The following is a 23,241-nucleotide window of genomic DNA, read 5'->3' as shown; positions in this document are numbered from 1 at the left end:
CCGGCATCGCGGAGCGGCGCCGGCCGGCCTCCCGCGCCGCCTCACTTCACCGCGAGCGCCTGGTCGATCAGCGCCTTGCCGTCCGGCACCTCGCCGGCGAACTCCTTGTAGGAGCTTTCCCGCGCGACCTCGAGCCACGCCTCGTACTCGACCGGCGTGAGGGTGACGACCTCGACATTGTTCTTCTTGAAGGTCTCGATCATCTGTGCGTCGAGCTTGCGGCTGGCGTCGTCGAAGAACGCCTCGGCCTTCTTGCCGGCGGCGAGCAGCGCCTCCTGCTGCGGCTTGGTCAGCCGGTTGAAGCTCTTCTTCGACATCAGCACCGGCTCGTACATGAACCACAGGGCGTTCTCGCCCGGCGCCGTGATGCACTTCACCTGCTCGTAGAGGCGAAACGAGACGAAGCTGCCGGTCGAGGTGTCGGTCGCCTCGGCGACGCCGGTCTGCAACGCGTTGTAGACCTCGTTGCTGGGGATCGAGACGATCGAGCCGCCGGCCTTCTGCCACATCGCGGCGAAGGTCGGCCCGGCCGAGCGCACCTTCACCCCCTGCATGTCCTCCGGCTTGCGGATGCAGCCCTTCTTGGAGGCGACCGCGCCGGCGAGCCACGCGTCGGCCAGCACGATCACGCCGGCCTTGTCGATCTTGGCGCGGATCTCCTTCATGAAGGGCGAGTCGTTGAGCCGCTTCGCCCGCTCGTGGCTGCGCACCAGGCCGGGCATCAGCGTGGCGCCGAAGGCCCGCACCTTGCCGCTCGCGTAGTCGAGCGGGAACGAGGTGATGTCGAGCTGGCCGTTGACGATCGCGTTCCACTGGTCGTTCGGCTTGAACAGCGAGGCGCCGGGGAAGACCTGGATCTCGAGCCCGACATTGGCGGCCTTGGCCTCGCGGGCGATGATCTGCACCATCTCGTCGCGCGCGTCCCCCTTGCCGCCGGGGAACTGGTGCGAGGCGCGCAGCGTCACCTGCGCCGACGCCGCCTCCGACAGAGCCATGACCGGCGCGACGGCGAGAACCCCCGCCAGCGCGAGGCTGCGGTACCACTCCATTGCATTCCTCCCGGGATGTTATTTTTTGTCGTCGTGTTCGAAACACGTGTATGGAACGGCATGCCGGGGCGCTTGTCAAAGCGGGCGCGAGGGGACAGGTCGTGGCCCCGACGAAGGCCGGCCCGGGACGGTATTGCGAGACGGGCGGCGGGGCGGGACCACCGAGGGAGAGACACATGACCGAGCGAGCGACCGTGGTGCGGGTGCTCTCCACCCGGGCGACGCGCGGCGTGCTCGAGGCGCTGGTTCCGGGTTTTTCACGCGACACCGGGATCGCGGCGGCGATCGACTACGGGGCGACCAACGAGCTTGTGCCGCGCATCGCGGCGGGCGAGGCGGCGGACCTCGTGCTCTTGTCACGCGCCGCCATGGACCGGCTCGTCGCGGACGGCGTCGTCGTGCCGGACAGCCGCACCGACATCGCCCGCTCGCTGGTCGGCATGGCCGTCAAGGCGGGTGCGCCGCATCCGGACATCTCCACGGTCGAGGCGCTGGTCGCGGCGCTGCGCGCCGCTCGCGCCGTCGCCCTGTCGAAGACCGGGGCGAGCGGCCTGCACTTCGCCCGCGTTCTCGAGCGGCTCGGGATCGCGCGGGAGATGGCCGCCAAGACCATCGTGCGCGACGGCTTCACGGCCGAGCGCGCCGTTTCGGGCGAGGCCGATCTCGCCGTCCAGCAGATGAGCGAGCTTCTGGCCGTGAAGGGCATCGAGCTGGTCGGTCCGCTGCCCGACGCCGTGCAGGAGGTGTCGTATTTCTGCGGCGGCATCCTGGCGCGGGCCGAGAACCCCGACGGCGCCCGTGCCCTGCTCGCCCATCTGGTCGCCCCGGAGGCCCGCGCGGCGCTCGAAGCGAGCGGCCTGTCGGCGTTGTGAAGCTCGGTCATGACACGCATCGGTCGTTCCGGGGCGCGGACCACCAGGTTCGCGAGCCCGGAATCCATAGCCCCCGCGTCGGTGGTTCACGATAGACAGGGGTTACGGGTTCCGGGCTCGGCGCTTGCGCGCCGCCCCGGAACGACGGAGCACATGCCGAGATCTTTCTCCAAGCAAGACCCCGCGCCCGTCACCGTCACTCCCACGACAACCCGAAAGAAGGGCCGATGAGGGCTCCACCATCCAGCACTGACGCGCCCGGGCTCGGGCATCTCGTCACGGCCGTCGCGCTGTTGTGGCTCGCCGGCACCGGGCTGCGCATGACGATTCTCGCCGTGCCGCCCGTCATCCCGATGATCCGCGACGACCTCGCGCTGTCGGCGACCGAGGTCGGCATCCTCACCGGCATCCCGTCGGTGCTGTTCGCGCTCGCCGCCATTCCGGGCTCGCTGCTGATCGCCCGCTTCGGCGCGCTGACGACGCTGCTCGTCGGACTGCTCGCGACCGCCGCCGGCTCGGCGTTGCGCGGTGTCTCGCCCGACATCTGGCTCCTCTACGGCGCGACCGTGGTCACCGGCTTCGGCGTCGCCGTGATGCAGCCCTCGCTGCCGCCGCTGGTGCGCGCCTGGCTGCCCGACCGCATCGGCTTCGGCACCGCCGTCTACGCCAACGGCCTCTTGGTCGGCGAGGTCGCCGCGGTGGCGATCACGCTGCCCGTGATGGTGCCGCTCGCCGGCGGTTGGCGCGGCAGCTTCCTCGCCTGGGCCGTGCCCTGCGTCGCCATCGCGATCCTGATCGCGGTCGCGGCGCCGCGCCGGCGGGGCGACGCGGCGACCGTGGTGACGAACCGCAAATGGTGGCCGGACTGGAAGAGCGGCCTTTTGTGGCGGATCGGCATCATGTTCGGCACCGTCAACGCCATGTACTTCACCACCAATGCTTTCATCCCGGAGGTTCTGACCCGCACCGGCCGCCCCGATCTGATCAGCTTGACGTTGACGGTGCTCAACGTCGGCCAGATCCCGGCCTCGCTGATCCTGCTCGCCGTCGCCGGCCGGCTGGTCCGCAAGGTGTGGCCCTACGTGGCGTGCGGGCTCGTCTCCTTCGTGGCGCTCATCGGCCTGATGTTCGGCTCGCCGGCCGTGATCGTGATCTCGTCGATCGTCATCGGCTTCTGTGACGCGACCGTGCTGATCCTGATCTTCGCGCTGCCGACGATCCTGGCGCGACCCGACGACGTCCACCGCCTCGCCGCCGGCATGTTCACGATCAGCTACTCCTGCGCCGTGATCACGCCGATCCTCTCCGGCCTCGCCTGGGATCTGTCGGGGGAGCCGCTCGCCGCCTTCGTGCCGATCCTGATCGGTGCGCTCCTCCTCGCCGCGCTGGCCCCGAGCGTCACGGGGATCCGGCACCACGCGGAGGCGGGGAGGAGCTGAGGAACCGAGAGGGCGATGACGGTGCCGTCGCGACAGGTCAGCAAATCGATCATGACTCCGAGTGCGTGGCTCACCCCCCTCCTGTCGCGCGTCGCGCGAACCTCTTCCCCACAAGGGGGGAGGGAGCGGGCTGCGGCGAGCCGCCGGCCGATTGCCATCTCCAAGGTCGATCGGCCTTGGTCCGATCACGAGGAGGTCGCGGCCCCAGCGGTCCCTCCCCCCTTGTGGGGGAGGGACAGGGAGGGGGGTAGCTCCGAGCCGTGGATTCAGTTGGGAACGGGGCCGCACCCGTGACGGAGACGTTCCGCTTCGCCCCGAGCCCGAACGGCCTCCTGCATCTCGGCCACGCCTGTTCGGCGCTGCTCAACGCCGCGCGGGCGCGCGAGACCGGCGGGCGCTTCCTCCTGCGCATCGAGGACATCGACGTCGCGCGCTGCCGACCGGAGTTCGAGGCCGCGATCTACGCGGACCTCGCCTGGCTCGGGCTCACCTGGGAGACGCCGGTGCGCCGCCAGTCCGAGCATTTTCCGGAGTACCGCGCGGCGCTGCAGACGCTCGAGGCGCTGGGCGTCCTCTATCCGGCGTTCGAGAGCCGGGCCGAGATCGCTCGCCTGGTCGCGGACCGCGATGCTGCGGCGGCTCGCGAAGCGGCGGCGCCGTGGCCGCGCGATCCCGACGGCGCACCGCTCTATCCGGGGACCGCGAAGCACATGCCGGCGGCCGAGCGCGCCGCCCGCATCGCGGCGGGCGCGCCGCACGTCCTGCGGCTCGATCTCGCCGCCGCCCTCGCCGTCCTCGGGCCGCGGGGGAAAGACCTTTGCTGGGAGGAGCGCGGCGCAGGCCCGGCCGGCGAGACCGGGACGATCGCGGCGCGGCCGGAGGTCTGGGGCGACGTCGTCGTCGCGCGCAAGGACGTGCCGGCGAGCTATCACCTCGCCGTCGTGGTCGACGACGCCGCGCAGGGTGTCACCGAGGTGGTGCGCGGCCGCGATCTGTTCGCCGCGACCTCGATCCATCGCGTCCTGCAGGCGCTGCTCGGGCTGCCGGCGCCGGTCTATCGCCACCACGGGCTCATCCTCGACGCCGACGGCCACAAGCTGTCGAAGTCGACCGGGGCGACGGCCCTTCGGGCGCTGCGCGCCGCCGGCCAGACGCCGGCCGACATCCGTCGGCTGATCGAACCGTCGACCGTGTCGGCGCACCCTTGATCGGGGGGCGCGCGCGTGCAGGAATGGCGCAATTGTCGCCCCTTCGCGGAGCATGACGAGGCGAACATGGCTTTCCAGCACGACCTGCATCGTCGTCGTCCCGATCGGTCGCGGCCCTCTGGTCCGGCCGGTCGCGGCCGGGGGGCCCGCGCCGCGGTCCTCTGTCTCGTCGTCACGCTCGGCGCGGTCGTGGCGCCCCCGGCCCGGGCCGCCGAGGAGCAGGCCGGCATGTCGGTCTCGGTGATGCGGGCGAAGCGCGCCTGCTTCGCCGACACGGTGCGGGTCGCCGGCACCGTGGTGGCACGCGAGGAGTCCCAGGTCCGGCCCGACATCGAGGGCGTGCGCGTCTCCCAGATCCTGGTCGAGAACGGCGATCTCGTCACCTCCGGCCAGGTGCTGGCGCGGCTCGCCAAGATCGAGGGCATGAACGCGCCGGCCGCGGCCTTCGTCATCCAGGCGCCGGTCGCCGGCGTGGTCGGCCGCACCATGACGCAGGTCGGCGCCATGGTGTCGACCCAGGGCCCGCCGATGTTCCTGATCATCGCCGGCGGCGAGGTCGAGCTGCAGGCCGACATCCCGTCGACGCGCATGGGCAAGATCGCGGTCGGCCAGCCCGCCAAGATCGACGTCACCGGGCTCGGCACCGTCATGGGGCGGGTGCGGGCGGTGTCGCCGGAGATCAACCCGCAGACCCAGGCGGGCCAAGCCCGCATCACGCTCGGCGACGACCGCCGCATCAAGATCGGCACCTTCGCGCGGGCGACCGTCGAAGTCGGGTCGAGCTGCGGGACCAGCGTGCCCCTGTCGGCGGTCCTGTTCGGCCCGCTCGGCGCTGTCGTCCAGGTGGTGCGCGACAACCGGGTGGAGACGCGGCCCGTGCAGCTCGGCCTCATGTCCGGCGGCGACGTCGAGATCCGCCAGGGCGTCGCCGACGGCGACCAGGTGGTCCGTCGCGCCGGCACCTTCCTGCGCGAAGGCGACCGTGTCCGCGCCGTGCAGGAGTGAGGCGCAAGCCCACGTTCACGTTTGAGATTTGGCGCTGTCCTTACCTCTCCCCGCCGCGCGGGGAGAGGTCGACATTCGCGCGCTCAGCGCGGATGTCGGGTGAGGGGGCGTCTCGTGGATACGGCGGTGCCCCCTCATCCGACTCGCTGCTGATGCGCCGAGCCACCTTCTCCCCGCATGCGGGGAGAAGGAAGCAGCGCCAGCCGACGACGCTCGGAGTTGATCGAGAGGCGACTTTCGCCTACCGCCCGAAGAAGCCCTTCAGGAACTCGCGCGCGCCCTCCTCGAGCTCGCGGACGGTGGGCTCGGGCGGCGGCTTCGGGCGGGTCTCGCGGGTCGGCGGGGGACTGGTCCGGGGCGCCACGCCGACCTCGGGCGGCGGCGGGGGCGGCGGTGCCGTGGCGGTCACCGGGGGCACGGCCGGTCGCGGCGTGGTGAGGTCGCGTGGCGCCGGCGCCGGGGCCGGCAGGGACGGGGCGAGCGACGGTGGTGCGGCGCCCTTGAGCGCCTTCATGATGTCGTCGGCGAGCGTGCTCGGCTCGCGCGCCGGCTCGCCACCAGGCGGGGTGATGCCGGGCGCCGTCACGCCCGGACCGGGGCCGGGGGCGAGGCCCTTGAGCCCGTCGATGAGCTTGCCGATCTGGGCGCCGCCGCCGGGGCCGAGGGCGTCGCGCAGCGCCTTCAACGCGCCGTCCGGATTGGCGAGCACGTTCGGCGTGTCGGCATAGATGCGCGGCGCCGACCACGGTCCCTGGATCGCCACCGGCACCCCGATGCCGAGCACGCTGCTCGCCTGACCCGGCGTCGTCGGCGCCGCGACGAGCCGCGGGTCGGCGCGCAGATCGAGGGTCTTGGCGCGCAGATCGATGTTGCCGGCGGCGCTCATCACCATGTACGGCCCCTGGAAGGCGACGTCGGTGGTGCGCGCGACGCCGCTGGCGACCGTGAAGGAGCCCTTGAAGGTCGAGAAGCGGGTCTGCTCACCGGAGCCCGCCTGCCAGCCGGCCAGGATGGCGTCGAGCAGCGAGCGCAGCATCGCCGGCATGTCGATGCCGCGCACCGCGCCGTTCTCGAACAGAAGGTCGCCGCGCCCGGCGAGCGAGCCGACGATCTCGCGCGGGTTCTTGCCGGTGCCGCGCACCTCGAGGCTGCCGCGTGCCTTGCCCTCGATGTACTCGAAGGCGACGGCGTCGCGCAGGAACGGCAGCGCGTCGAGCCCGGAAAAGCTCGTCTTCACCGACACGGCCGGGGTCGCGGCGGTGCGGTCGATCGTGATCTCGCCGGTCGCCTGCCCGCCGTAGACGCCGGACGGCGACAGCTCGACCTTCAGCGTGTCGGCGAGCAGCGAGGCCTCGATGACGGCCGGGGCGATGCGGATCCCGTCGATCGTCACCTCGCGGGCGGTGAGCGCCACGTTGGCGTCGACGAGCCCGAGCCCGAACAGGTCGAGCGGCGCGTCGCTCCACGGCGCCGGGGCCGTGGTGCTGCGCGGCCGCGCCGGCGGGGTCGGGCCGGTGACCGCCTCGACCAGGCTGGTCAGGTCGAGCCGCTCGGATTCGAGCGTCGCGTCGACGAACGGCCGGGCGCCGGCGAACGACACCGAGACGGCGCCGCGCAGCCGGCCCTGGTCGACGAGGCCGTTGAGATTGTCGGCCTTCAGCACCGGCCCGGCGCTGGTCAGCGTCGTGCTGATGGTCGCCGGCGTGCGGAACAGGGTCGGCGCGTCGATGCGCGCCTCGATCGGCACGGCCTTGCCGTCGGCGAGCCGGGTCGGCGTGTCACCGGGCGCCGTGACGCGCAGATTGGCGGCCCCCACCTTGGCGTCGAGATGCAGGTTGGAGCGGCCGCCCGCCGCCGGCAGGCTGGCGAGCCGCAGCGACTCGATCTTCACCTCGGCGGTCTGGCTGCCGTCGCGCACCACGATCAGGCCGTCGTCGATCGCGACTCGGCCGATGGCGACCGCCTGGTCGACCGGCAGGATGCTCTCGTTGGTGCCGCCGGCGCCGAGGCTGCGCGACTTGCGGGCGGCGGCGCCGCGCGCCGCGCGGGCGAACATCGGGTCGGTGTGGACCACCGGCCGGGTCAGCGTCAGGTCGGCGATGTCGACCTTGCCGTTCCACAGATTGCCGAGCCCGATGTTCGCCCGCACCCCGTCGATGCGGGCGATCTCGTCGGTCGTCTTGGCGTCGCGCAGCCGGACGTCGCCGAGCGTCAGCCCGGTCTCCGGCCAGAGGGTCAGGCGGGCGTCGCCGCCGATGTCGAGAACGAGGTCGTGCCGCGCCAGGACGTCGCGGCTGAACGTGTCGACGAGGCCGCGGGCCGGGACGCCGTAGACGGCGACGGCGCCGCCGGCGAGCAGCACGGCACCGACCGCGACGGCGGCGATCGTCTTCGAGATCATGTCCGGTGCCTCCCGCGCCCGCGCGGCGCTCGGTGACGGAGAATCAACAGACTCGAATAGAAGTTCGTGGGCCGACCGTATGTGATGTCTATCACTTTCGCCCCCGCGATTGCCATGCGGCCCGCCGCCGTCCCCTCCGCCCGCCGGCGGGATCGTGGCGAACGAATGCGTTCCTCCCGGGGCGGGCGATCGCAGGCAGGGGGCCGAGGCGGGGCCGCACCGATTGGTCCGTCCCGGCGGTGCGCCGGTTCAGTGCGCTCCCGCGAGAACCGCCCGTGCGTGCGACAGCGCCGAGAGCACGAAGGCCGAGGTGACCTCCGGGCCGCCGACCAGGATGCGGGTCGGGGTCTTCATCTTGTTCCACTCGTAGGCCTTGTACGGCCCCTTGCGGCCGCCCTCGCCAAAGGCCTCGACCATCGCGGCGACGGCAGGCGCGAAGCGGGCGCGGTCGCCGCCGAGCTTGGCGAGCGCCAGGAGGGCGAGCGCCGCGTCGAACGGGTTCATCTCGTGCGCGGCGAGGTCGTCGTGGACATAGGCCAGGATGGTCTCGCGCATCGCCGCGAAGCGGTCGGCCGGGTCGATGGTCCTCTGGATCGTCGTCGGCATCGCCCGGAAGGCGGCGAGGCAGCGGCCGAAATAGGCGGCGTAGAGCTCCGGCAGATAGTAGATGTGGGCGCGCGGATCCGCGAAGGCGCCGGAGCCGATCAGGCGGTCGTGGAAGTCGACGACGCCGCGCAGGACGGTCACGCGCCGCTCGGTGCCGACGATGTCCCAGCGCGCGTGATTGCGGAACGCCGCCTCGAGGACGTCGAGATTGAGGGTCGGGTCGAGGTCGTTGCCGAAAGGGTTGTCGCCGGCCGCGTTCTCGATCCAGGTGACGATGCCGCCGGTGAAGTCGACCGGCGCGTTGATGTCGACCGAGGGCGGCGGCCGGTTGGTGCCGGGCCGCACCTGATAGCCGGCGTAGTAGTCGAGGAACGGCTGGTCGAGCATCGGATGCTCGACGCCGAACTGCGTCGCGGCCGACAGCGAGCAGGCCGTCGTGTCGCAATCCGGCACGTACAGGCCGAAGCCCAGGTCGCTCTTGAGCCTCCAGAAGAACTTGCTCATCCGCACATGCGGCGGCCGGACCAGCGCCGTGACGACGTCGAAGGGCGTGCCGTCGATCGGGTGCTTCACGGTCTCGCGGCTGGTGGTCAGGCAGAACGCGATCATGCCCGAGATCGCCGTCCTGGCGCGCGCCGTCTCGTCGCTCGTGGCGAGGCCGGTGCCCAAAAAGTCCATCAGGGCCTCGGCGAAGAAGGCGTCGTAATAGGCCGAGCGGTGCTTGATCTGCACCGGCTCCCACATCGGCTCGGCGAAGCCCGACCAGCCGGGATTGAGCAGGCCGGCGATCGGCGCGTTCGGCAGGATGAAGGCGCGGGCGAGATTGAACAGCAGCGTCGCGTTCTTGTAGGTGCGGGCGTTGAGCCCGACCAGGGCCGTGACGAGGTCGCGGCCGTGGAAGTCCGGGTCGCCGATCAGATTGAAGGCCGCGTAGGCCGGGATGAAGCCCTGGTTGCGGGTGTAGGATCCGAGCAGGTCCGTCGCGCAGCCTCTGATGACGCGGTCGATCTCCGCGAGCGGCGGCATCGAGGCTTTGCCGGCGAGCGGCGGGCGGCGCGGATGCTGCTGTGGCACCGCGTCGATCAGCGGCGCGACCGCGCGGCCGATGGCGGCCCAGTCCGGCGTGGCGTCGTCGCGGGCCGAGCGGATCGCGCCTTGCAGGGCGGCGAAGCGGTCCGGATCGGTGAGCGCCGGAAGGCCGGCCCGGCCCATCAGCGGGCGAAGCACCGGATTGGCGACGGCGGTCTTGTAGAAGGTGCGCAGATGCGCGTCGCCCGGCCCGGCGCCGCGCAGCAGCGGGTCGCAGAGATCGTAGAGGCTCGGGCCGGACTTTTCCGCGGTGAGGGCGGCGAAGGAGGACTTGATCAGATCGGTGACGGGCATGACTCGGACTGACACGCAAAGAGCTGGTCGTTCCGGGGCGCGGCCGAAGGCCGCGAGCCCGGAATCCAGCCGCGCACTCTGGGGGTGTTGCTGGAGTCCGGGTTCGCACCTGCGGTGCGCCCCGGAATGACGGATATGGATGGCGCTACTCCGCCGGCACCGGCACCTCCTGCGGGCGGGCCGAGTAGTGCGAGGCCTTCTGGCGGCCCTCGACGGCGTCGCGGCCGCTCATCACCAGATGGTGGGCCATCACGCCGATGCGGATCAGGTGCTCGATCTGGCCGCGCTTCAGGCATTCGACCGCGACCTTCCAGAACGCGGCCCGGTAGTCGGCCTTGACGCCGACCTCCCACAGCACGGCGCGCAGCATCTTCAGGCCGCGCACGACGTCGCGCCAGGGGACGTGGCGCTGGCGGAACGGCACCTTCAGCCGGTTCGGATAGGTGTGCTCGAGCTGATGACGATAGCGTGACAGCACCGCGGCCGGCGAGAAGGCGCGCTCCATGCAGTCCCGCCACATGGCGAGAACCTCGTCGTAGGGCATCCGGAAGTCGACATTGGACTCGCGGTCCTCGTCGTCGATCAGCCGGCCTTCCTTGACGAGCCGGTCCCACAGCGGGGTGCGCGGCAGCGCCTGCAGGAGATTGATGGTCAGCATCGGGATGCGCGAGCGCTCGATGAAGTCGATGACGCGGGCGCCGGTGTCGGGCGTGTCGGTGTCGAGCCCGAGAATGATGCCGGACACCACCTCGAGGCCGTGGGCGTTGAGCGTCTCGACCGCCTCCAGCAGCGGGACCATCATGTTGTGGTCCTTGGCGATCGCCTCGAGCGCTTCGGGCTCGGGCGTCTCGATGCCGCAGAACACCGTCTCGAACGACGCCTCGCGCATCAGGGCGAGGATCTCCGGCCGCTTGGCGATGTTGAGGGTCGCCTCGCAGGAGAAGATGAACGGATAGCCGCGCGCCTTCTGCCAGTCGACCAGGGCCGGCAGCAGCTCGCGCACGGCGCGGCGGTTGCCGATGAAGTTGTCGTCGACGAAATAGACCGGCCCGGTCAGGCCGCAGGCGAGGAGCTTGTCGAGCTCGGCCGTCACCTGCTCCGGCGTCTTGAGCCGCGGATTACGGCCGTACAGGGCCGGGATGTCGCAGAACTCGCAGTGATACGGGCATCCCGACGAGTACTGGATGCTGCCGGTGAGATAGCGCGACAGCTCGGCGAGCTCGTAGGCCGGGAGCGGGAAGTCGGTCAGCTCGCGGCGCGCCTTGGTGGTGAGCACCACCTGCCGCTCCGGCCGGGTCGGGTCGGCGGCGAGGCGGGCGAACAGCGCCTCGGTGGCGTCGCCGAGCTCGCCGACATGCAGGTAGTCGTATTCGGGATAGTTCTCCGGACAGGCCGACACCGAGGAGCCGCCCAGCACCGTCACCCGGTCGAACATGTGGGCGCGGTGACAGATCGTCTCGATCTGCCGGCGCTGCGCGTGCATGCCGGTGACGAACACGGCATCGGCCCAGCGGAAGTCGTCGTGGGTCGCCGGCCTGATGTTCTCGTCGACGAAGCGCACCTCCCAGCCGGGCGGCACGGCGGCGGCGATGACCAGGAGGCCCTGCGGCGGCATCAGGGCGCGGACGCCGTCGGTGAGCGGATAGGCATGCTCGAACATGCCGAACGAGGACGTGTAGCGGGGACAGACGCACAGGATGCGGCGACCACCATGGTCCGTCCCTGCGGTGTCCGGGTGGTCGGTCGAGATCGAATGAACGGTACGCATTCCAAGATCCTGTGGCGGCCTTCGTGACGGGGGTGAACGATCCGGGCCTGCCAGATCACAACGTTCAGGGAAGCCCGAAGGGTGTGTCAAGCGCAGCGGCTTTTTGATGACCGCGACGGCGACCTGCGCTCCGGCTGCCCGGGGGCTTCGAGTGGTCGCGGCGGTGCGCGGTTCGATCGCGCGTTTCAGGTGTGTGGCGGCCGTATTGAGATTGCAAGGCGAGGTAACTATTGTGTGCGCGCGCAGTCTTTGGGCGCCGACGTCGCTCCCACAGCCGCGACCATGTGCGCGCGTGACCGGGCTGAACGCGCCCCGGCGCGACCGCGTGGTCCGGCGCCGAGGTCCGGACATGAAGCCTTCCGTTCTCGCCCGTTTCGTCTTCTCGGTCGCCGTTCTCGTGTTCGCCGCGCGGCCTGCCGCGTCGCTTCCCGCCGAGCCGCACGGATCGGAGGGCCTGTCGCATCCGGCCCGGCGGGCGGCGGTCGGGGCGACCGTCACGGCCCCGGAACCGGCGGCCCCGGCCGCCGCTTCGGCCGCGTCGGTGCCGCTGCGGCTCGCGCAGGCCTCGGGCGGGCGCGTCGCGCTGGTGATCGGCAACGCCACCTATCCGGACGACAACCAGCCGCTGCCGCAGCCGCTCAAGGACGCCCGTGCGGTCGCCGAGGAGCTGCGGCGCGCCGGCTTCGACGTGACGACCGGCGAGGATCTGACCAAGCAGCGGCTGCGCAGCGTGATCGACACGTTCAAGGCGAAGATCAAGCCGGGATCGGCCGCGCTCCTTTTCTACTCGGGCTACGGCATCCAGACCGGCAAGCAGTCCTACATCGTGCCGGTCGACGCCCAGATCTGGACCGAGGGCGAGGTACGGCGCGACGGCGTCAGCATCGAGTCGGTGCTCGCCGCCATGAACAGCGCCGGCGCCTCGGTGAAGATCGTCATCGTCGACGCCGCCCGCCGCAACCCGTTCGAGCGGCGCTTCCGCGGCTTCTCGGCCGGGCTCGCCGCACTCAACGCGCCGGCCGGCACGCTCGCCATGTACTCGGCCGCCGCCGACAAGGTGGCGAACGAGTCGGAGGGCGAGAACAGCCTGTTCGTCGGCGAGCTCCTGAAGGAGATGCGCTCGCCGGGGCTGAGCGCCGAGCAGATCTTCAACAACACCCGCATGGGCGTCTCGCGCGCCTCCAGGAACGAGCAGGTGCCGTGGGTGTCGTCCTCGCTGATCGAGGATTTCTCCTTTTCGCGCGGTGGCGGGACGGTGCCGAGCGTGACGCCCCCGCCCCCGCCCCCGCCGCCGCCGGAGCCGAAGGTGTCGGTGGTGACCCCGCCGCCGCCGCCCCCCGAGCCGCCCGTGACCGTGGTTACGCCGCCTCCGCCGCCGCCCGAGCCGAAGCCGACGACCATCACGTCGCCGCCGCCGCCCCCGTCGACCGGGCCGCGCCGCGACCAGGTGATCCGCGACCTCGACGCCCAGATCGACAAGAACCCGCGTGACGGCGAGGCCTATTACAAGCGCGGCCAGGCCTGGGCGGAGCGGCGCGAATACGCCATGGCGGCGGAGGATTTCGGCCAGGCGATCCGGATCAACCCGTCCGACGCCGAGGCCTTCAACAACCGCTGCTTCACCCGCGCCGTGATGAACGAGCTCGACGCGGCGCTCGCCGACTGCGACGAGGCGCTGCGTCTGAAGCCGCAATACCCGGACGCGCTCGACAGCCGCGGCCTCGTCCATCTGCGGCTCGGCCGCCTCGACAAGGCGATCGCCGATTACGACCAGGCGCTGCGCATGAACCCGCGCATGGCCTCCGCCCTGTTCGGCCGCGGCAAGGCCAAGGTCCGCAAGGGCGAGACCTCGGCCGGCAATGCCGACATCCGCAGCGCCAAGGCGATCGACCCGACCATCGACCAGGAGTTCGAGAGCTACGGGGTGCGCTGACCGGCGGCGGCCGCGGGCCGCGCGCCGTCGCCCGACCGTGGCGTCCCGCGGCGGCGGTTCCGTCGCCGGTCCCGGTCTCGTCCGGAGCGGTCCGGCATGCCGGTGCCCGGCATCCGCCGGCGCTTCGCCGCGGGGCGCCCGAGGGGAGCGCCCGAGGGGAGCGCCGATCATCGACCTCGCGCCCGCCGAGTCGGCCGTGGAACCGATCTTGGTTCACACTCCGAAACAAACCATGCGGCGTCACGGCCGTCCGGACCGTGCCCGGCGGGGCGGTCGCGCGAGCCTCGTCCGGATTCTAGCCCGAACGAACTATGCATGACCTATCAATGACATAAGTCTTCGCTGCCGATCGATGTCGGCAACGTAATGGTGTGTTGCTCAAAGAGCACGCGCCGCCTTCAAAACGCCCGGTTGAGCCGCCGGACCGCCCGGTTTCTGTTTTCGGGCGTCGCGGTTGTCTGTTTAATCGGGGTCCGAAGAGGCGTGAAACGAGCGTTGCGAATTCGTCGGGGGACGGGGGACGACAATGCACATCATCACTTCGCGGTCGAGGATCGACCGAAAACGCATCCTGCTCGGCAGCTCGGCCCTGTTGGTCGCGATGGCGATGTCCGGCGCCGCCCAGGCGCAGTGCACCAACACCAGCGGCGGGTTCGCCACCGAGCTGCTCGCGGCGGTCACGCCGGCGGCACGCGGCGCCGCGATTAATTCGCTCGTCTCGGTTCTCAATACCTCGACGAGCGTATACCAGGCGCAGACGGGCTCGGCCTTCGTCAGCAGCCCGGCCAATCCGCCGCCCGGCGAGAACGGCGGCGGCGTGTGGGGACGCGCCCTCGGTGGCTCGGTCGAGACCAAGAACAGCAGCACGACGAACCTGACGGGCACGTTCCGGGGCGGAGCGTTCTCCGGTGGGATCGCGTGCGACACGGAGACGCGCCAGGACTTTGTCGGCTATCAGGTCGGGCGCGACATCGCCAAGCTGAACTGGAACGGCTGGAACGTCCACATGGGCGCGACGGCCGGCTACATGTCTTCGCGGGCGCGTGACAAGACGAGCGACCCGGTCACGCCGGCGACGTTCAGCTCGACCACAGAGGTGCCGTTCTTCGGAAGCTATCTCGCGGTGACCAGGGGTGGCTTTTTCGCCGACGCCCAGGTGCGCTGGGACTTCTACAACATGAACCTAAACGATCCGGCCAACAGCATGTTCGGTCAGGGTCTCAATGCCCGCGGCTGGTCGGTCGGCGGTGGCATCGGCTACAACCTCGCGTTGCCAAACAGCTGGTTCATCGAGCCTTCGGCGGGCTTCATCTACTCGAAGGTCGAGGTCGATCCGCTCGGCCTGTCGGGCCTGAACGCCGCCGGCATCGTCACGGCGATCCCGGGATTCGTCCAGGTCGACGACATCAAGAGCGAACTCGGCCGCCTCAGCCTGCGCATCGGCACCAACGTCGCGACGCCCTATGCGGCGCTGCAGCCCTTCATCACGGGCAGCGTCTTCCACGAATTCGCCGGCGACGTGACGACCCGCGTCGCCTCCAACGCCAACAACTTCATCGACACGGCCGGCGTGATCACGACGAGCCGCGTCGGTACCTACGGGCAGATCTCGGGCGGCGTTGCCGGCCAGGTTTTGAACACCGGCTGGCTCGGCTACGTCCGCGGCGACTATCGGTTCGGCGAGAACATCGAGGGCTGGGCCCTCAACGGCGGCCTGCGCTATCAGTTCACGCCCGAGCCGCTGCAAGCGGCCCTGGTGGGCAAGAGCCTCGTCTACAAGGCGCCGCCGGCGGCAGTCGCGGCTCCGGTCGTGTGGCGCGGCCTCTATGTCGGTCTGAACGCCGGCACGATCTATGGCAAGAACGACTATACCGAGTCGGCCTTCGGGACGCTCTACGGGTCCAATCTCAAGTTCGGCGGCGCGTTGCTCGGCGGTCAGGCCGGATACAACTTCGAGTACGGTAAGTTCGTTTTGGGCCTGGAAGGCGATATCGCCTGGAGCAACACGAAGGGCCACGGCTCGAATCCGATTGCCTTGGTGCTGACGAGCGGTGGCTTCCAGGCGACAGCAACCGGCACGGCCTTGACCGACGAGACCACGATGGACTGGTTTGCGACGATCACGGGCCGTCTCGGGTACGCCTGGGATCGCACGCTGTTATTCGTCAAGGGGGGGCTTGCGGCAGCGGATGTGACCCAGACAATCTCGTCGAACGTCACGCCGGTGGTTCTGGCTTCGCCCGGCTCGTTCTCGAAGATCGCGATGGGTTGGACGGTCGGCGTCGGCGCCGAATACGCTCTCTCCGCCAACTGGTCGGCCAAGGCCGAGTACCTCTACTACGATCTCGGCTCCAATCAGTACACCGGCTATACGCTGCTTGGGAGTCCCGTTGCCGTCGATACCGACGTGACCGGCGGTCTCGCCCGGATCGGCCTGAACTACCGGTTCTCGCCGGTGCCGGCGGCGCCCGTGATGGCCAAGTACTGAGCCAAGTACCGAATGGCCAAGGACTGAGCGACGGACCTTCCGAGCGGCACGCCGCTCACAGGGATCGCGCGGCCGCCGCCAAACCCGGCCGCGCGACGACGGGCCCGGCCTTCCCGCGAAGGCCGGGCCTTCGTTTGTTCAGGTCCGTCCGGCCGCCGTCTCGGGGGCTGCGGTCGGCCAGGGCGGCCGCACATCGACCGCAGCGGTCGGCCAAGGCCGGCGATCGGCTTTTTGTCCGGGCGCATGGCGCCGACCGAACGGACCGCGCAGGCTCCGACACCAATAGACGAGTGGGACGACGGCCTCGCCGTCGTTTCCAGGGTCACAAAAAAGTGAGTTCCTTGCTCGGTCGTCGGAGGCGCGTAACGTGTGTGAGGTCGCTCACAGTATCAGATCGTTAGCGCGCTATTCTGACGGCGACAGGCAGACACCGCCTAGACGAGTGCCGGAGGACAAACAGATGACACGCCAGAACACCACGCGCCCGACCGCGACACGCCGGCCCCCCTCGCGATGGACCAAGCTCGGAGCGACCTTCGCGACGCTTCTGCTCGCGGGCACGCTCGTCACCATGGCCGACCACGCCGCGTTCGCGCAAGCTCGGCCGAGCTCGACCGACATCCTCGAGGCGCTGAAGCCGGCCCCCAAGACCCGCGGGCTGACCACGACGCCGAAGCAGATGGAGGATCAGAAGTTCCTGCAGACGATCCGCGGCAAGACCCGGGCCTTGACGCTCGACGAGCGCACCAAGGTCGCCGACATCGCCAAGGACAAGCAGAAGATCGATCTCGAGGTCTATTTCGACTACAACTCGGCCGAGATCGTGCAGCGCGCCGTGCCGGACCTGATGGAGCTCGGCAAGGCGCTGTCGAGCCCCGAGCTGCGCGGCGGCACCTTCCTGCTCGGCGGCCACACCGACGCCAAGGGCGGCGAGGAGTACAATCAGAAGCTCTCCGAGCGGCGCGCCGCCGCGGTGAAGAAGTTCCTGCAAGAGAAGTTCCAGATCGCCGACGAGAGCCTGGTCACGGCCGGCTACGGCAAGGAGCAGCTCAAGAAGCCGGGCGAGCCCTTTGCGGCCGAGAACCGCCGGGTGCAGATCGTCAATCTCGAGGTCAAGCAGTCGGCCTCCAAGTGACGGGCCATGCCCGGGACGGGCGGCCGGTCCGGCCTCCCGTCCGGTTCCCGGCGGCCGGACCGTCCGGGATGGTCGCTGAAACGGCGTCGCGGCGAGCGGCGCGGGCGCCATCGCGCTCGCGAAAGGTTGAACCAATCTCGCGGCGTGTAAATTGCGTCGTTCCGACCGGGCGGTTAGGCTTTCGGCCGTGGCCGGCCCGGCGTTGCGAACAGGGAAACGACCCATCCTGAGCAGGGGTGTTCCGGAACAGGGGCGGTCCTGGACGAGAGCGATCCTGACAGGGGGTCCAAGGCGCGGGAGGCGACAGATGCTCGGACGTTTGCTCGTCACGATCGCGCGCCGCGTCGTCACCACGGCGGTCTCGCGGATCGTGCCCCGGCAACGAATCGCGTCCGCCCTGTGGATCGCCGTTCTCGGCCTCGCCGTGCCGATCGCCGACCCGGCGCTGGCCGACCGACGGGTCGCGCTGGTGATCGGCAACTCGGCCTACGAGAACGTCGGCAAGCTCGACAATCCGCACAACGACGCCGCGGCCATCGCCGAGATGTTCCGCAAGGCCAAGTTCGACCTCGTCGAGCTCAAGCGCGATCTCGGCGTCATCGAGTTCAAGCGGGCGCTGCGCGACTTCTACAACACCACGCGTGACGCCGACGTGGCCGTCGTCTACTACGCCGGCCACGGCATCGAGGTCGGCGGCGTCAACTACATGGTGCCGGTCGACGCCAAGCTGCGCAGCGACTACGACGCCGAGGACGAGGCGGTGGCGCTGGAGCGCATCTTCCGCTCGATCGAGTCGACCCGGCGGCTGCGGCTCGTGATCCTCGACGCCTGCCGCGACAATCCCTTCATCCGTGGGATGCAGCGTCAGATCGCCACCCGGGCGGTGAGCCAAGGCCTCGCCAAGATCGAGCCGATGGGCACCGACACGCTGGTCGCCTACGCGGCCAAGGCCGGCTCGACGGCCGAGGACGGGGCAGGGCGGAACAGTCCGTTCACCCAGGCGCTGGTCAACAACCTCACCACCCCGGGCCTCGACATCCGCATCGCGCTCGGGCGGGTGCGCGACGAGGTTCTCAAGCGGACCAACAATCGGCAGGAGCCGTTCGTCTACGGGTCGCTCGGCGGCGCCACCGTGTCGCTGGTGCCGGAGCCCGAGCGCGCGGCCACCACGGATCCGCGCGGCGATTACGAGCTCGCCGAGCGGGTCGCCACCGTGTCGGCCTGGGACGCGTTCCTGGCCGTCCACGGCACCGGCTTCTATGCCGAGCTCGCCCGTCAGCAGCGGGCCAAGCTCGCCGCCGCCGCCAAGCCCGACGCCATGGCGGTCGCGGCGCTCGACCGCGCGACGCCGTCGCGTCCCGCCGAGGATCCCGACCGCACGAGCCCCGACCGGCTCGCCTGGGAGAAGCTGCAGGACACGTCGGACCCGGCCGCGATCCGCGCCTTCATCAAGAAGTTCCCGGCTTCGCCGCTCGCCGTCGTCGCCCAGTCGCGGCTCGAGGTGATCGAGCGGGCGATCGCCGACCGCAAGCGTGAGGAGGCCGAGAAGCAGCGCCAGGAGGCGGAGCGCCAGCGCGAGGCCGCCCGTCTGCGCGAGGAAGAGGAGCGCCGGGCCAAGGCCGCCGCCGCCGAGGAGGCGCGTCGCGCCAAGGCGGCCGCCGAGGCGGAGGCGCGGGCCCAGCGCGAGGCGGCCCGGCGGCGCGAGGAGGACGCGCGCATCGCCCGTCTCGCCGAGGCCGAGCGGGCCAAGGCGGAGCGCGAGGCGGCGCAGCGACGCGCCGAGGAGGAGCGCCAGGCGAAGGCGGCGGCCGAGGCCGAGCGGCAGCGGCAGGAACGCGAGGCCGCCCGGCTGCGCGACGAGGAGGAGAAGCGCGCCAAGGCGGCGGCCGAGGCGGCGCAGAAGGCGCAGCGCGAGGCGGCGCTCCGGCTCGAGCAGGAGAAGGAGCGGACCCGCGAGAGAAGCCAGGAGGAGATCATCCGCTCGGCCCAGATCGAGCTGCGCCGCATCGGCTGCTACGAGGGTGACGACAACGGCGTCTTCAACGACGCCACCCGCCGCGCCATGCTCGCCTACCGGCTCGGCACCGCCCAGCGGCGCAGCGACGCCGCCCCGGACGCGGTCGACCTCCTGGAGCTGCAGGCGCAGCGGCCGATCAAGGCCTGCCTCGCCGCGCTGGATCCGCAGAAGGGCATCGACAAACCGGCCGAGAAACCGCCGGTCGCCGAGCGCCCGTCGCGCGACAAGAAGGAGACGACGACCCGGCGCGAGAAGCCCGAGCCGAAGCGCGAGCGCGAGGCCCGCCCGGCGCCGCGGCGCGAGCCCGCCCCGGCCCGCGCCCAGGCCACGGCGCGCCCGGCCCCGCGCGCCGGCGGGGCTGCCGTGATGCACGGCATCGGCTTCTGACGACTTGCCCGGCCGTGCCCGCGGCCGGGCTGAAACGCCCATCGGCCGGAAATCGACACAATCGTGTCACATCATTTTGTCGTCCGATGAAGGGAGTGAGCCGATGATCCGGTCACGCGTCCATCAGGTGCTGCTCACCGGTGCCGTCGTCGGCGCCGTGACCGTCGTGACGTTATCCACCGGGGCGCTCGCATCGGCGGCCGACCCGGCGAGCGCCGGCGCCGCCCGGGCCGACACCGTGGTGCAGGCGCAGGCTCCCGCGGTGCCCGAGCCGTCCGTCCGTCCCGTCGCGCCGTCCACCCCGCCCGTCGCCGGGGCGCCGGCGACGCCCTCGCACACCGCCGCCACGCCGCCCGGGAAGCCGCCTGTCGTGCGAACTCCGGCCGGGCAGCCGCGTCCGCAGCGTGTCGTGCGCGCCGTCGCGCCGCGGCCGGCGCCGCGCAGCCCCTGGATGGTCGCCTCGCGGCTGGAGCGCGCCTGGTTCCCGGTCTATATCGGCATCGGCTGGTGACGGCGCCGCGACGCGGCCGCGAAGCCGCTGGTCGAATCAGAAAAGGCCGCGCATCGCGCGGCCTTTTTCGTCGGGCACGGCCGTTGTCAGGCCGGACGTCGATCTGATCAGATCGTGCCGTTGCGCTTCATCACGGTCCGACAGGCCGGGCTGAGCTTGACGCGCTCGGTCTTCAGGCAGGCGATCACCCGGGTGGCGTCCGGGATGGCGCTGCTGCACAGGCGGAACGCGTCGGGGATGCAGGCCGAGCGTTCCTCGTCGGTGCCCATGGCGGCCCCGGCCGTGACGGAGACGGCGAGCAGCACGACCGCGGCAGAGAGGCGGCGGACGGCGCGTCCATACGGGACCGAGCGACGATTCGAAAGCGAGCGGGGTTGCGGCGACATGGCGGTTTCCTCCGGTTCGCCGGCGTCGTCGCGCCGGCCGTGACACGGAGGATCGCGCCGACGCGCGCGTCGTGACTGTGCGTCACCTCACATGCAAGGTGGCGGGTGGAGCTCGCGGGCGCGACGTCGTGCCGTCACGTCACGGCCGACCGCCGATGTCGGCGACCTCGACCGTAAGCGTGACGGTGCGGCCGCCGCGCAGCACGGAAAGCGTGATCGTGTTGCCGACGCCGACCTGCTCGAGCTTGTCGCTCAGATCGACGAGGCGGCGGATCGGCTCGCCGTTGCAGGCCGTGATCACGTCGCCGACGACGCCGCCCGTGCGGTCGACGCCGCGAAGCCCGGCGCGGTCGGCCGGCGAGCCCGGCACGGTGCGCACCACCACGAGCCCCTCGTAGCCGAGCCGGGTGGCGAGCGACTCGGGCGCCGCGACGATGCCGATGCCGGGCGTCGGCACCCGCCCGTTGCGGATCAACGCCGGCACGACGCGATTGACCGTGTCGACCGGCACGGCGAAGCCGATGCCGGCGTTCGATCCCGACGGCGAGAAGATCGCCGTGTTGACGCCGATCAGGCGCCCGGCCGAATCGAGCAGCGGGCCGCCCGAGTTGCCCGGATTGATCGCCGCGTCGGTCTGGATCACGTTGGTGATCTCGCGCCCCGTCTGGGTCGGCAGGCGCCGCTTGAGCGCCGAGATCACGCCCGTGGTGAGCGACTGGTCGAGCCCGAACGGGTTGCCGATCGCGAACGCCGCCTGGCCGACCTGCAGGTCGCCCGAGCTGCCGATCGGGATCGGCGGCGGCAGCGCCCGGGCCGGGATGCGCAGCACCGCGAGGTCGTAATTCGGCGCCATGCCGCGCACCGTGGCGCGGGCGACCTCGCCGTTGGCGAGCCGCACCGCGATCTCGCTCGCGCCCTGCACCACATGGGCGTTGGTGACGATGTGGCCGGCGGCGTCCCACACGAAGCCGGTGCCGGTCTGGGCGCCGCCGTTCGGCTCGTCGGGCTCCGCCCCGGCGAAGAAGTCGCCGCCCGCCCGGCCGGCGACCTGCACGACCGAGGGTGACACCCGGTTGAAGATCGCGATCGTGGTCTTCTCCCAGTCGGCGAGATTGCCGCGCGGCTCGATCGCCCGCGGCTCGGTGGCCGAGTAGAAGAACTGCTGGATCCAGGGCTGCGCCAGCATGACGGCGAGCACCAGCACGACGGCGAGGAGAACGTAGCGAACGGTCCGGTCCACGGGGCACTCCGATGACGACGACGACGGCACCGGAGCACGATCGTCCCGAACGGTGGGCGCGAGCTTCGGACCGATCATGCTTCGGCAGAAGCATCATAAGACCACCCCGCCTCGTGAATAAGGCCGTGCCCGGGGTCCGGTTCCGTTGCGGCGGCCGGTCGCAGCCATGGTCGCAGCCACGCGGGCGGCGGGGCAGCCCGGCGTTCCCCGCGTGTTGACGCCGCACCGAACGCCGTGTCCGAGTCGGGGACGGCCCGCGCGGGCCGCGTGACGTCACAAGAAACGACGACGGGGGAACGCACATGCTCAGGACCGCGATCGCGGGGCTCGGCTGGTGGGGCCGGACGCTGGTCGAATCGGTGGACGGGTCGGACGTGATGACGATCGTGGCGGCCGCGCAGCCGCGGGTCGCCCCCGAGATGGCGGAGTTCATGGCGGCGCGCGGCCTCCGTCGGGTCGCCACGGTCGACGACCTCGCCCGCGACGACGGCATCGACGCCGTGATCCTGGCGACGCCGCCGTCCGGCCACGCCGCCGAGGTGACCATGCTGGCGCGCGCCGGCAAGCACGTGTTCTGCGAGAAGCCCTTCACCTACGACAAGGCTTCGGCCGAGGCGGCCGTCGCCGCCGTCGCGAAGGCCGGCGTCGCGCTCGGCATCGGCTTCAATCGCCGCTTCCATCCCGAGATGATCGGCCTGACGGAGCGCATCCGCTCCGGCGGTCTCGGCGTGCTGGAGCACATCGAGTGCATCATGACGGTGCCCAACGCCCTGTTCATGGCGAAGACGGCGTGGCGCGCCAAGCCGGAGGAGGCGCCGTGCGGGGCGCTGGCGCCGCTCGGCGTGCACGCGATCGACGCGTTCATCCAGCTCGCCGGCGAGATCGACACGATCTACTGCCAGAGCGTCCGCCGCGCCGTCGACCTGCCGACCGACGACACCACGTCGGCGCTGTTCCGCCTGAAGAGCGGCGCCTCGGCCTATCTCGGCATGATGATGGCGACGGCGCCGAGCTTCGTGGTCCAGGCCTACGGCTCGAAGGGCTGGGTTCGCCTCGACGGCATGACGCATGTGGCCGGCGCCTCCTCCGAGGAGCGCCGCACCGGGCTGTTCGGCGAATGCCGGTTCCAGCCCGTGAAGGGCGAGGCCGAGACCTGGACGGCGGCGCGCGTCGACACGGCCCGCGCCGGGCTCGAGGCCTTCGCCCGCGCCGCCCAGGGCGGGCCGGCCTTCCCGATCACGCCGGCCGAGATCGTCCACGGCGCCGCGGCGAGCGAAGCCCTGATCCGCTCCGCCGCGACCGGACAGGTGCAGACGGTGGGGTAGGGGCGGTCTGACCCTTCACCTCTCCCCGCTGTGCGCTACGGCATGCACACATTTCGGGTGGGCAAGAGCTTGTCTCGGAGGATCCAGC

Annotated in this window: 16 protein-coding genes; 10 read left to right on the top strand and 6 right to left on the bottom strand. The window is 71.1% G+C overall.

Annotated elements, in window-relative coordinates:
* Window positions 1–41: 41 nt before the first annotated feature.
* Window positions 42–1,049, bottom strand: coding sequence for a TRAP transporter substrate-binding protein DctP (gene dctP / locus ACFSOX_RS19180; protein WP_378479429.1), 1,008 nt, complete (start codon window positions 1,047–1,049; stop codon window positions 42–44).
* Between the two features lie 176 nt (window positions 1,050–1,225).
* Between dctP and ACFSOX_RS19175 the strand changes: the two genes are divergently transcribed.
* From ACFSOX_RS19175 to ACFSOX_RS19160, 4 genes are all read left to right on the top strand, one after another.
* Window positions 1,226–1,921, top strand: a complete 696-nt coding sequence (locus ACFSOX_RS19175; protein ID WP_378479428.1) for a substrate-binding domain-containing protein — start codon at window positions 1,226–1,228, stop codon at window positions 1,919–1,921.
* A gap of 227 nt (window positions 1,922–2,148) precedes the next feature.
* Entirely contained in the window at window positions 2,149–3,360 is a 1,212-nt protein-coding gene (locus ACFSOX_RS19170) for an MFS transporter (RefSeq protein WP_378479427.1), read from the top strand.
* Window positions 3,361–3,650: 290 nt separating this feature from the next.
* The gene (gluQRS, locus tag ACFSOX_RS19165) at window positions 3,651–4,568 is read left to right on the top strand and encodes a tRNA glutamyl-Q(34) synthetase GluQRS (protein ID WP_378479426.1); all 918 of its coding nucleotides are present in this window, start codon (window positions 3,651–3,653) and stop codon (window positions 4,566–4,568) included.
* Between the two features lie 66 nt (window positions 4,569–4,634).
* Window positions 4,635–5,573 (top strand): efflux RND transporter periplasmic adaptor subunit, encoded by a 939-nt coding sequence (locus ACFSOX_RS19160; protein ID WP_378479425.1) that lies wholly within the window; start codon window positions 4,635–4,637, stop codon window positions 5,571–5,573.
* 241 nt (window positions 5,574–5,814) lie between these two features.
* On the opposite strand, the gene ACFSOX_RS19155 is transcribed toward ACFSOX_RS19160, so the two are convergent.
* From ACFSOX_RS19155 to ACFSOX_RS19145, 3 genes are all read right to left on the bottom strand, one after another.
* Window positions 5,815–7,974: an AsmA family protein gene (locus tag ACFSOX_RS19155; RefSeq protein WP_378479424.1), complete on the bottom strand. Its 2,160-nt coding sequence runs from the start codon at window positions 7,972–7,974 to the stop codon at window positions 5,815–5,817.
* A 249-nt stretch (window positions 7,975–8,223) separates the two neighbouring features.
* Window positions 8,224–9,963 carry a hypothetical protein gene (locus ACFSOX_RS19150; protein ID WP_378479423.1) on the bottom strand — a complete coding sequence of 580 codons (1,740 nt, stop codon included), beginning with the start codon at window positions 9,961–9,963 and terminating at the stop codon, window positions 8,224–8,226.
* Between the two features lie 145 nt (window positions 9,964–10,108).
* Window positions 10,109–11,731 (bottom strand): B12-binding domain-containing radical SAM protein, encoded by a 1,623-nt coding sequence (locus ACFSOX_RS19145; RefSeq protein WP_378479422.1) that lies wholly within the window; start codon window positions 11,729–11,731, stop codon window positions 10,109–10,111.
* Window positions 11,732–12,080: 349 nt separating this feature from the next.
* On the opposite strand from ACFSOX_RS19145, the gene ACFSOX_RS19140 reads away from it, so the two are divergent.
* The 5 genes from ACFSOX_RS19140 to ACFSOX_RS19120 all read left to right on the top strand — a co-directional run bounded on the left by ACFSOX_RS19140 (window position 12,081) and on the right by ACFSOX_RS19120 (window position 20,202).
* On the top strand, window positions 12,081–13,664 hold the full coding sequence (locus tag ACFSOX_RS19140) for a caspase family protein (RefSeq protein WP_378479421.1): 1,584 nt from the start codon (window positions 12,081–12,083) through the stop codon (window positions 13,662–13,664).
* Window positions 13,665–14,190: 526 nt separating this feature from the next.
* Window positions 14,191–16,152: an outer membrane beta-barrel protein gene (locus ACFSOX_RS19135; RefSeq protein ID WP_378479420.1), complete on the top strand. Its 1,962-nt coding sequence runs from the start codon at window positions 14,191–14,193 to the stop codon at window positions 16,150–16,152.
* Window positions 16,153–16,612: 460 nt separating this feature from the next.
* The gene (locus ACFSOX_RS19130; RefSeq protein WP_378479419.1) at window positions 16,613–17,287 is read left to right on the top strand and encodes an OmpA family protein; all 675 of its coding nucleotides are present in this window, start codon (window positions 16,613–16,615) and stop codon (window positions 17,285–17,287) included.
* A gap of 307 nt (window positions 17,288–17,594) precedes the next feature.
* Entirely contained in the window at window positions 17,595–19,691 is a 2,097-nt protein-coding gene (locus ACFSOX_RS19125; protein WP_378479418.1) for a caspase family protein, read from the top strand.
* A gap of 103 nt (window positions 19,692–19,794) precedes the next feature.
* Window positions 19,795–20,202 carry a hypothetical protein gene (locus ACFSOX_RS19120; RefSeq protein WP_378479417.1) on the top strand — a complete coding sequence of 136 codons (408 nt, stop codon included), beginning with the start codon at window positions 19,795–19,797 and terminating at the stop codon, window positions 20,200–20,202.
* A gap of 107 nt (window positions 20,203–20,309) precedes the next feature.
* Here ACFSOX_RS19120 and ACFSOX_RS19115 read toward each other — a convergent pair whose 3' ends face one another.
* Both ACFSOX_RS19115 and ACFSOX_RS19110 read right to left on the bottom strand, forming a co-directional pair.
* Window positions 20,310–20,588 (bottom strand): hypothetical protein, encoded by a 279-nt coding sequence (locus ACFSOX_RS19115; protein WP_378479416.1) that lies wholly within the window; start codon window positions 20,586–20,588, stop codon window positions 20,310–20,312.
* 139 nt (window positions 20,589–20,727) lie between these two features.
* The gene (locus ACFSOX_RS19110; protein ID WP_378479484.1) at window positions 20,728–21,774 is read right to left on the bottom strand and encodes a S1C family serine protease; all 1,047 of its coding nucleotides are present in this window, start codon (window positions 21,772–21,774) and stop codon (window positions 20,728–20,730) included.
* 356 nt (window positions 21,775–22,130) lie between these two features.
* Here ACFSOX_RS19110 and ACFSOX_RS19105 point away from each other — a divergent pair, with 356 nt between their 5' ends.
* A complete protein-coding gene (locus ACFSOX_RS19105) occupies window positions 22,131–23,153 on the top strand; it encodes a Gfo/Idh/MocA family protein (protein WP_378479415.1) in 1,023 nt (340 codons plus the stop codon).
* Window positions 23,154–23,241: the final 88 nt, after the last annotated feature.

The organism is Rhodoplanes azumiensis (assembly GCF_042682915.1).
Classification (GTDB): domain Bacteria; phylum Pseudomonadota; class Alphaproteobacteria; order Rhizobiales; family Xanthobacteraceae; genus Rhodoplanes; species Rhodoplanes azumiensis.
Note: the sequence above shows the minus strand (reverse complement) of the source record. Positions and strands in the feature narration are given on the sequence as shown.

What these genes read in the sequence shown, in the direction of transcription:
- dctP (WP_378479429.1), bottom strand. Translation starts at nt 1,049, where the DNA reads ATGGAGTGGTACCGCAGCCTCGCGCTGGCGGGGGTTCTCGCCGTCGCG.
- ACFSOX_RS19175 (WP_378479428.1), top strand. Translation starts at nt 1,226, where the DNA reads ATGACCGAGCGAGCGACCGTGGTGCGGGTGCTCTCCACCCGGGCGACG.
- ACFSOX_RS19170 (WP_378479427.1), top strand. Translation starts at nt 2,149, where the DNA reads ATGAGGGCTCCACCATCCAGCACTGACGCGCCCGGGCTCGGGCATCTC.
- ACFSOX_RS19160 (WP_378479425.1), top strand. Translation starts at nt 4,635, where the DNA reads ATGGCTTTCCAGCACGACCTGCATCGTCGTCGTCCCGATCGGTCGCGG.
- ACFSOX_RS19155 (WP_378479424.1), bottom strand. Translation starts at nt 7,974, where the DNA reads ATGATCTCGAAGACGATCGCCGCCGTCGCGGTCGGTGCCGTGCTGCTC.
- ACFSOX_RS19150 (WP_378479423.1), bottom strand. Translation starts at nt 9,963, where the DNA reads ATGCCCGTCACCGATCTGATCAAGTCCTCCTTCGCCGCCCTCACCGCG.
- ACFSOX_RS19145 (WP_378479422.1), bottom strand. Translation starts at nt 11,731, where the DNA reads ATGCGTACCGTTCATTCGATCTCGACCGACCACCCGGACACCGCAGGG.
- ACFSOX_RS19140 (WP_378479421.1), top strand. Translation starts at nt 12,081, where the DNA reads ATGAAGCCTTCCGTTCTCGCCCGTTTCGTCTTCTCGGTCGCCGTTCTC.
- ACFSOX_RS19135 (WP_378479420.1), top strand. Translation starts at nt 14,191, where the DNA reads ATGCACATCATCACTTCGCGGTCGAGGATCGACCGAAAACGCATCCTG.
- ACFSOX_RS19130 (WP_378479419.1), top strand. Translation starts at nt 16,613, where the DNA reads ATGACACGCCAGAACACCACGCGCCCGACCGCGACACGCCGGCCCCCC.
- ACFSOX_RS19125 (WP_378479418.1), top strand. Translation starts at nt 17,595, where the DNA reads ATGCTCGGACGTTTGCTCGTCACGATCGCGCGCCGCGTCGTCACCACG.
- ACFSOX_RS19120 (WP_378479417.1), top strand. Translation starts at nt 19,795, where the DNA reads ATGATCCGGTCACGCGTCCATCAGGTGCTGCTCACCGGTGCCGTCGTC.
- ACFSOX_RS19115 (WP_378479416.1), bottom strand. Translation starts at nt 20,588, where the DNA reads ATGTCGCCGCAACCCCGCTCGCTTTCGAATCGTCGCTCGGTCCCGTAT.
- ACFSOX_RS19110 (WP_378479484.1), bottom strand. Translation starts at nt 21,774, where the DNA reads ATGCTGGCGCAGCCCTGGATCCAGCAGTTCTTCTACTCGGCCACCGAG.
- ACFSOX_RS19105 (WP_378479415.1), top strand. Translation starts at nt 22,131, where the DNA reads ATGCTCAGGACCGCGATCGCGGGGCTCGGCTGGTGGGGCCGGACGCTG.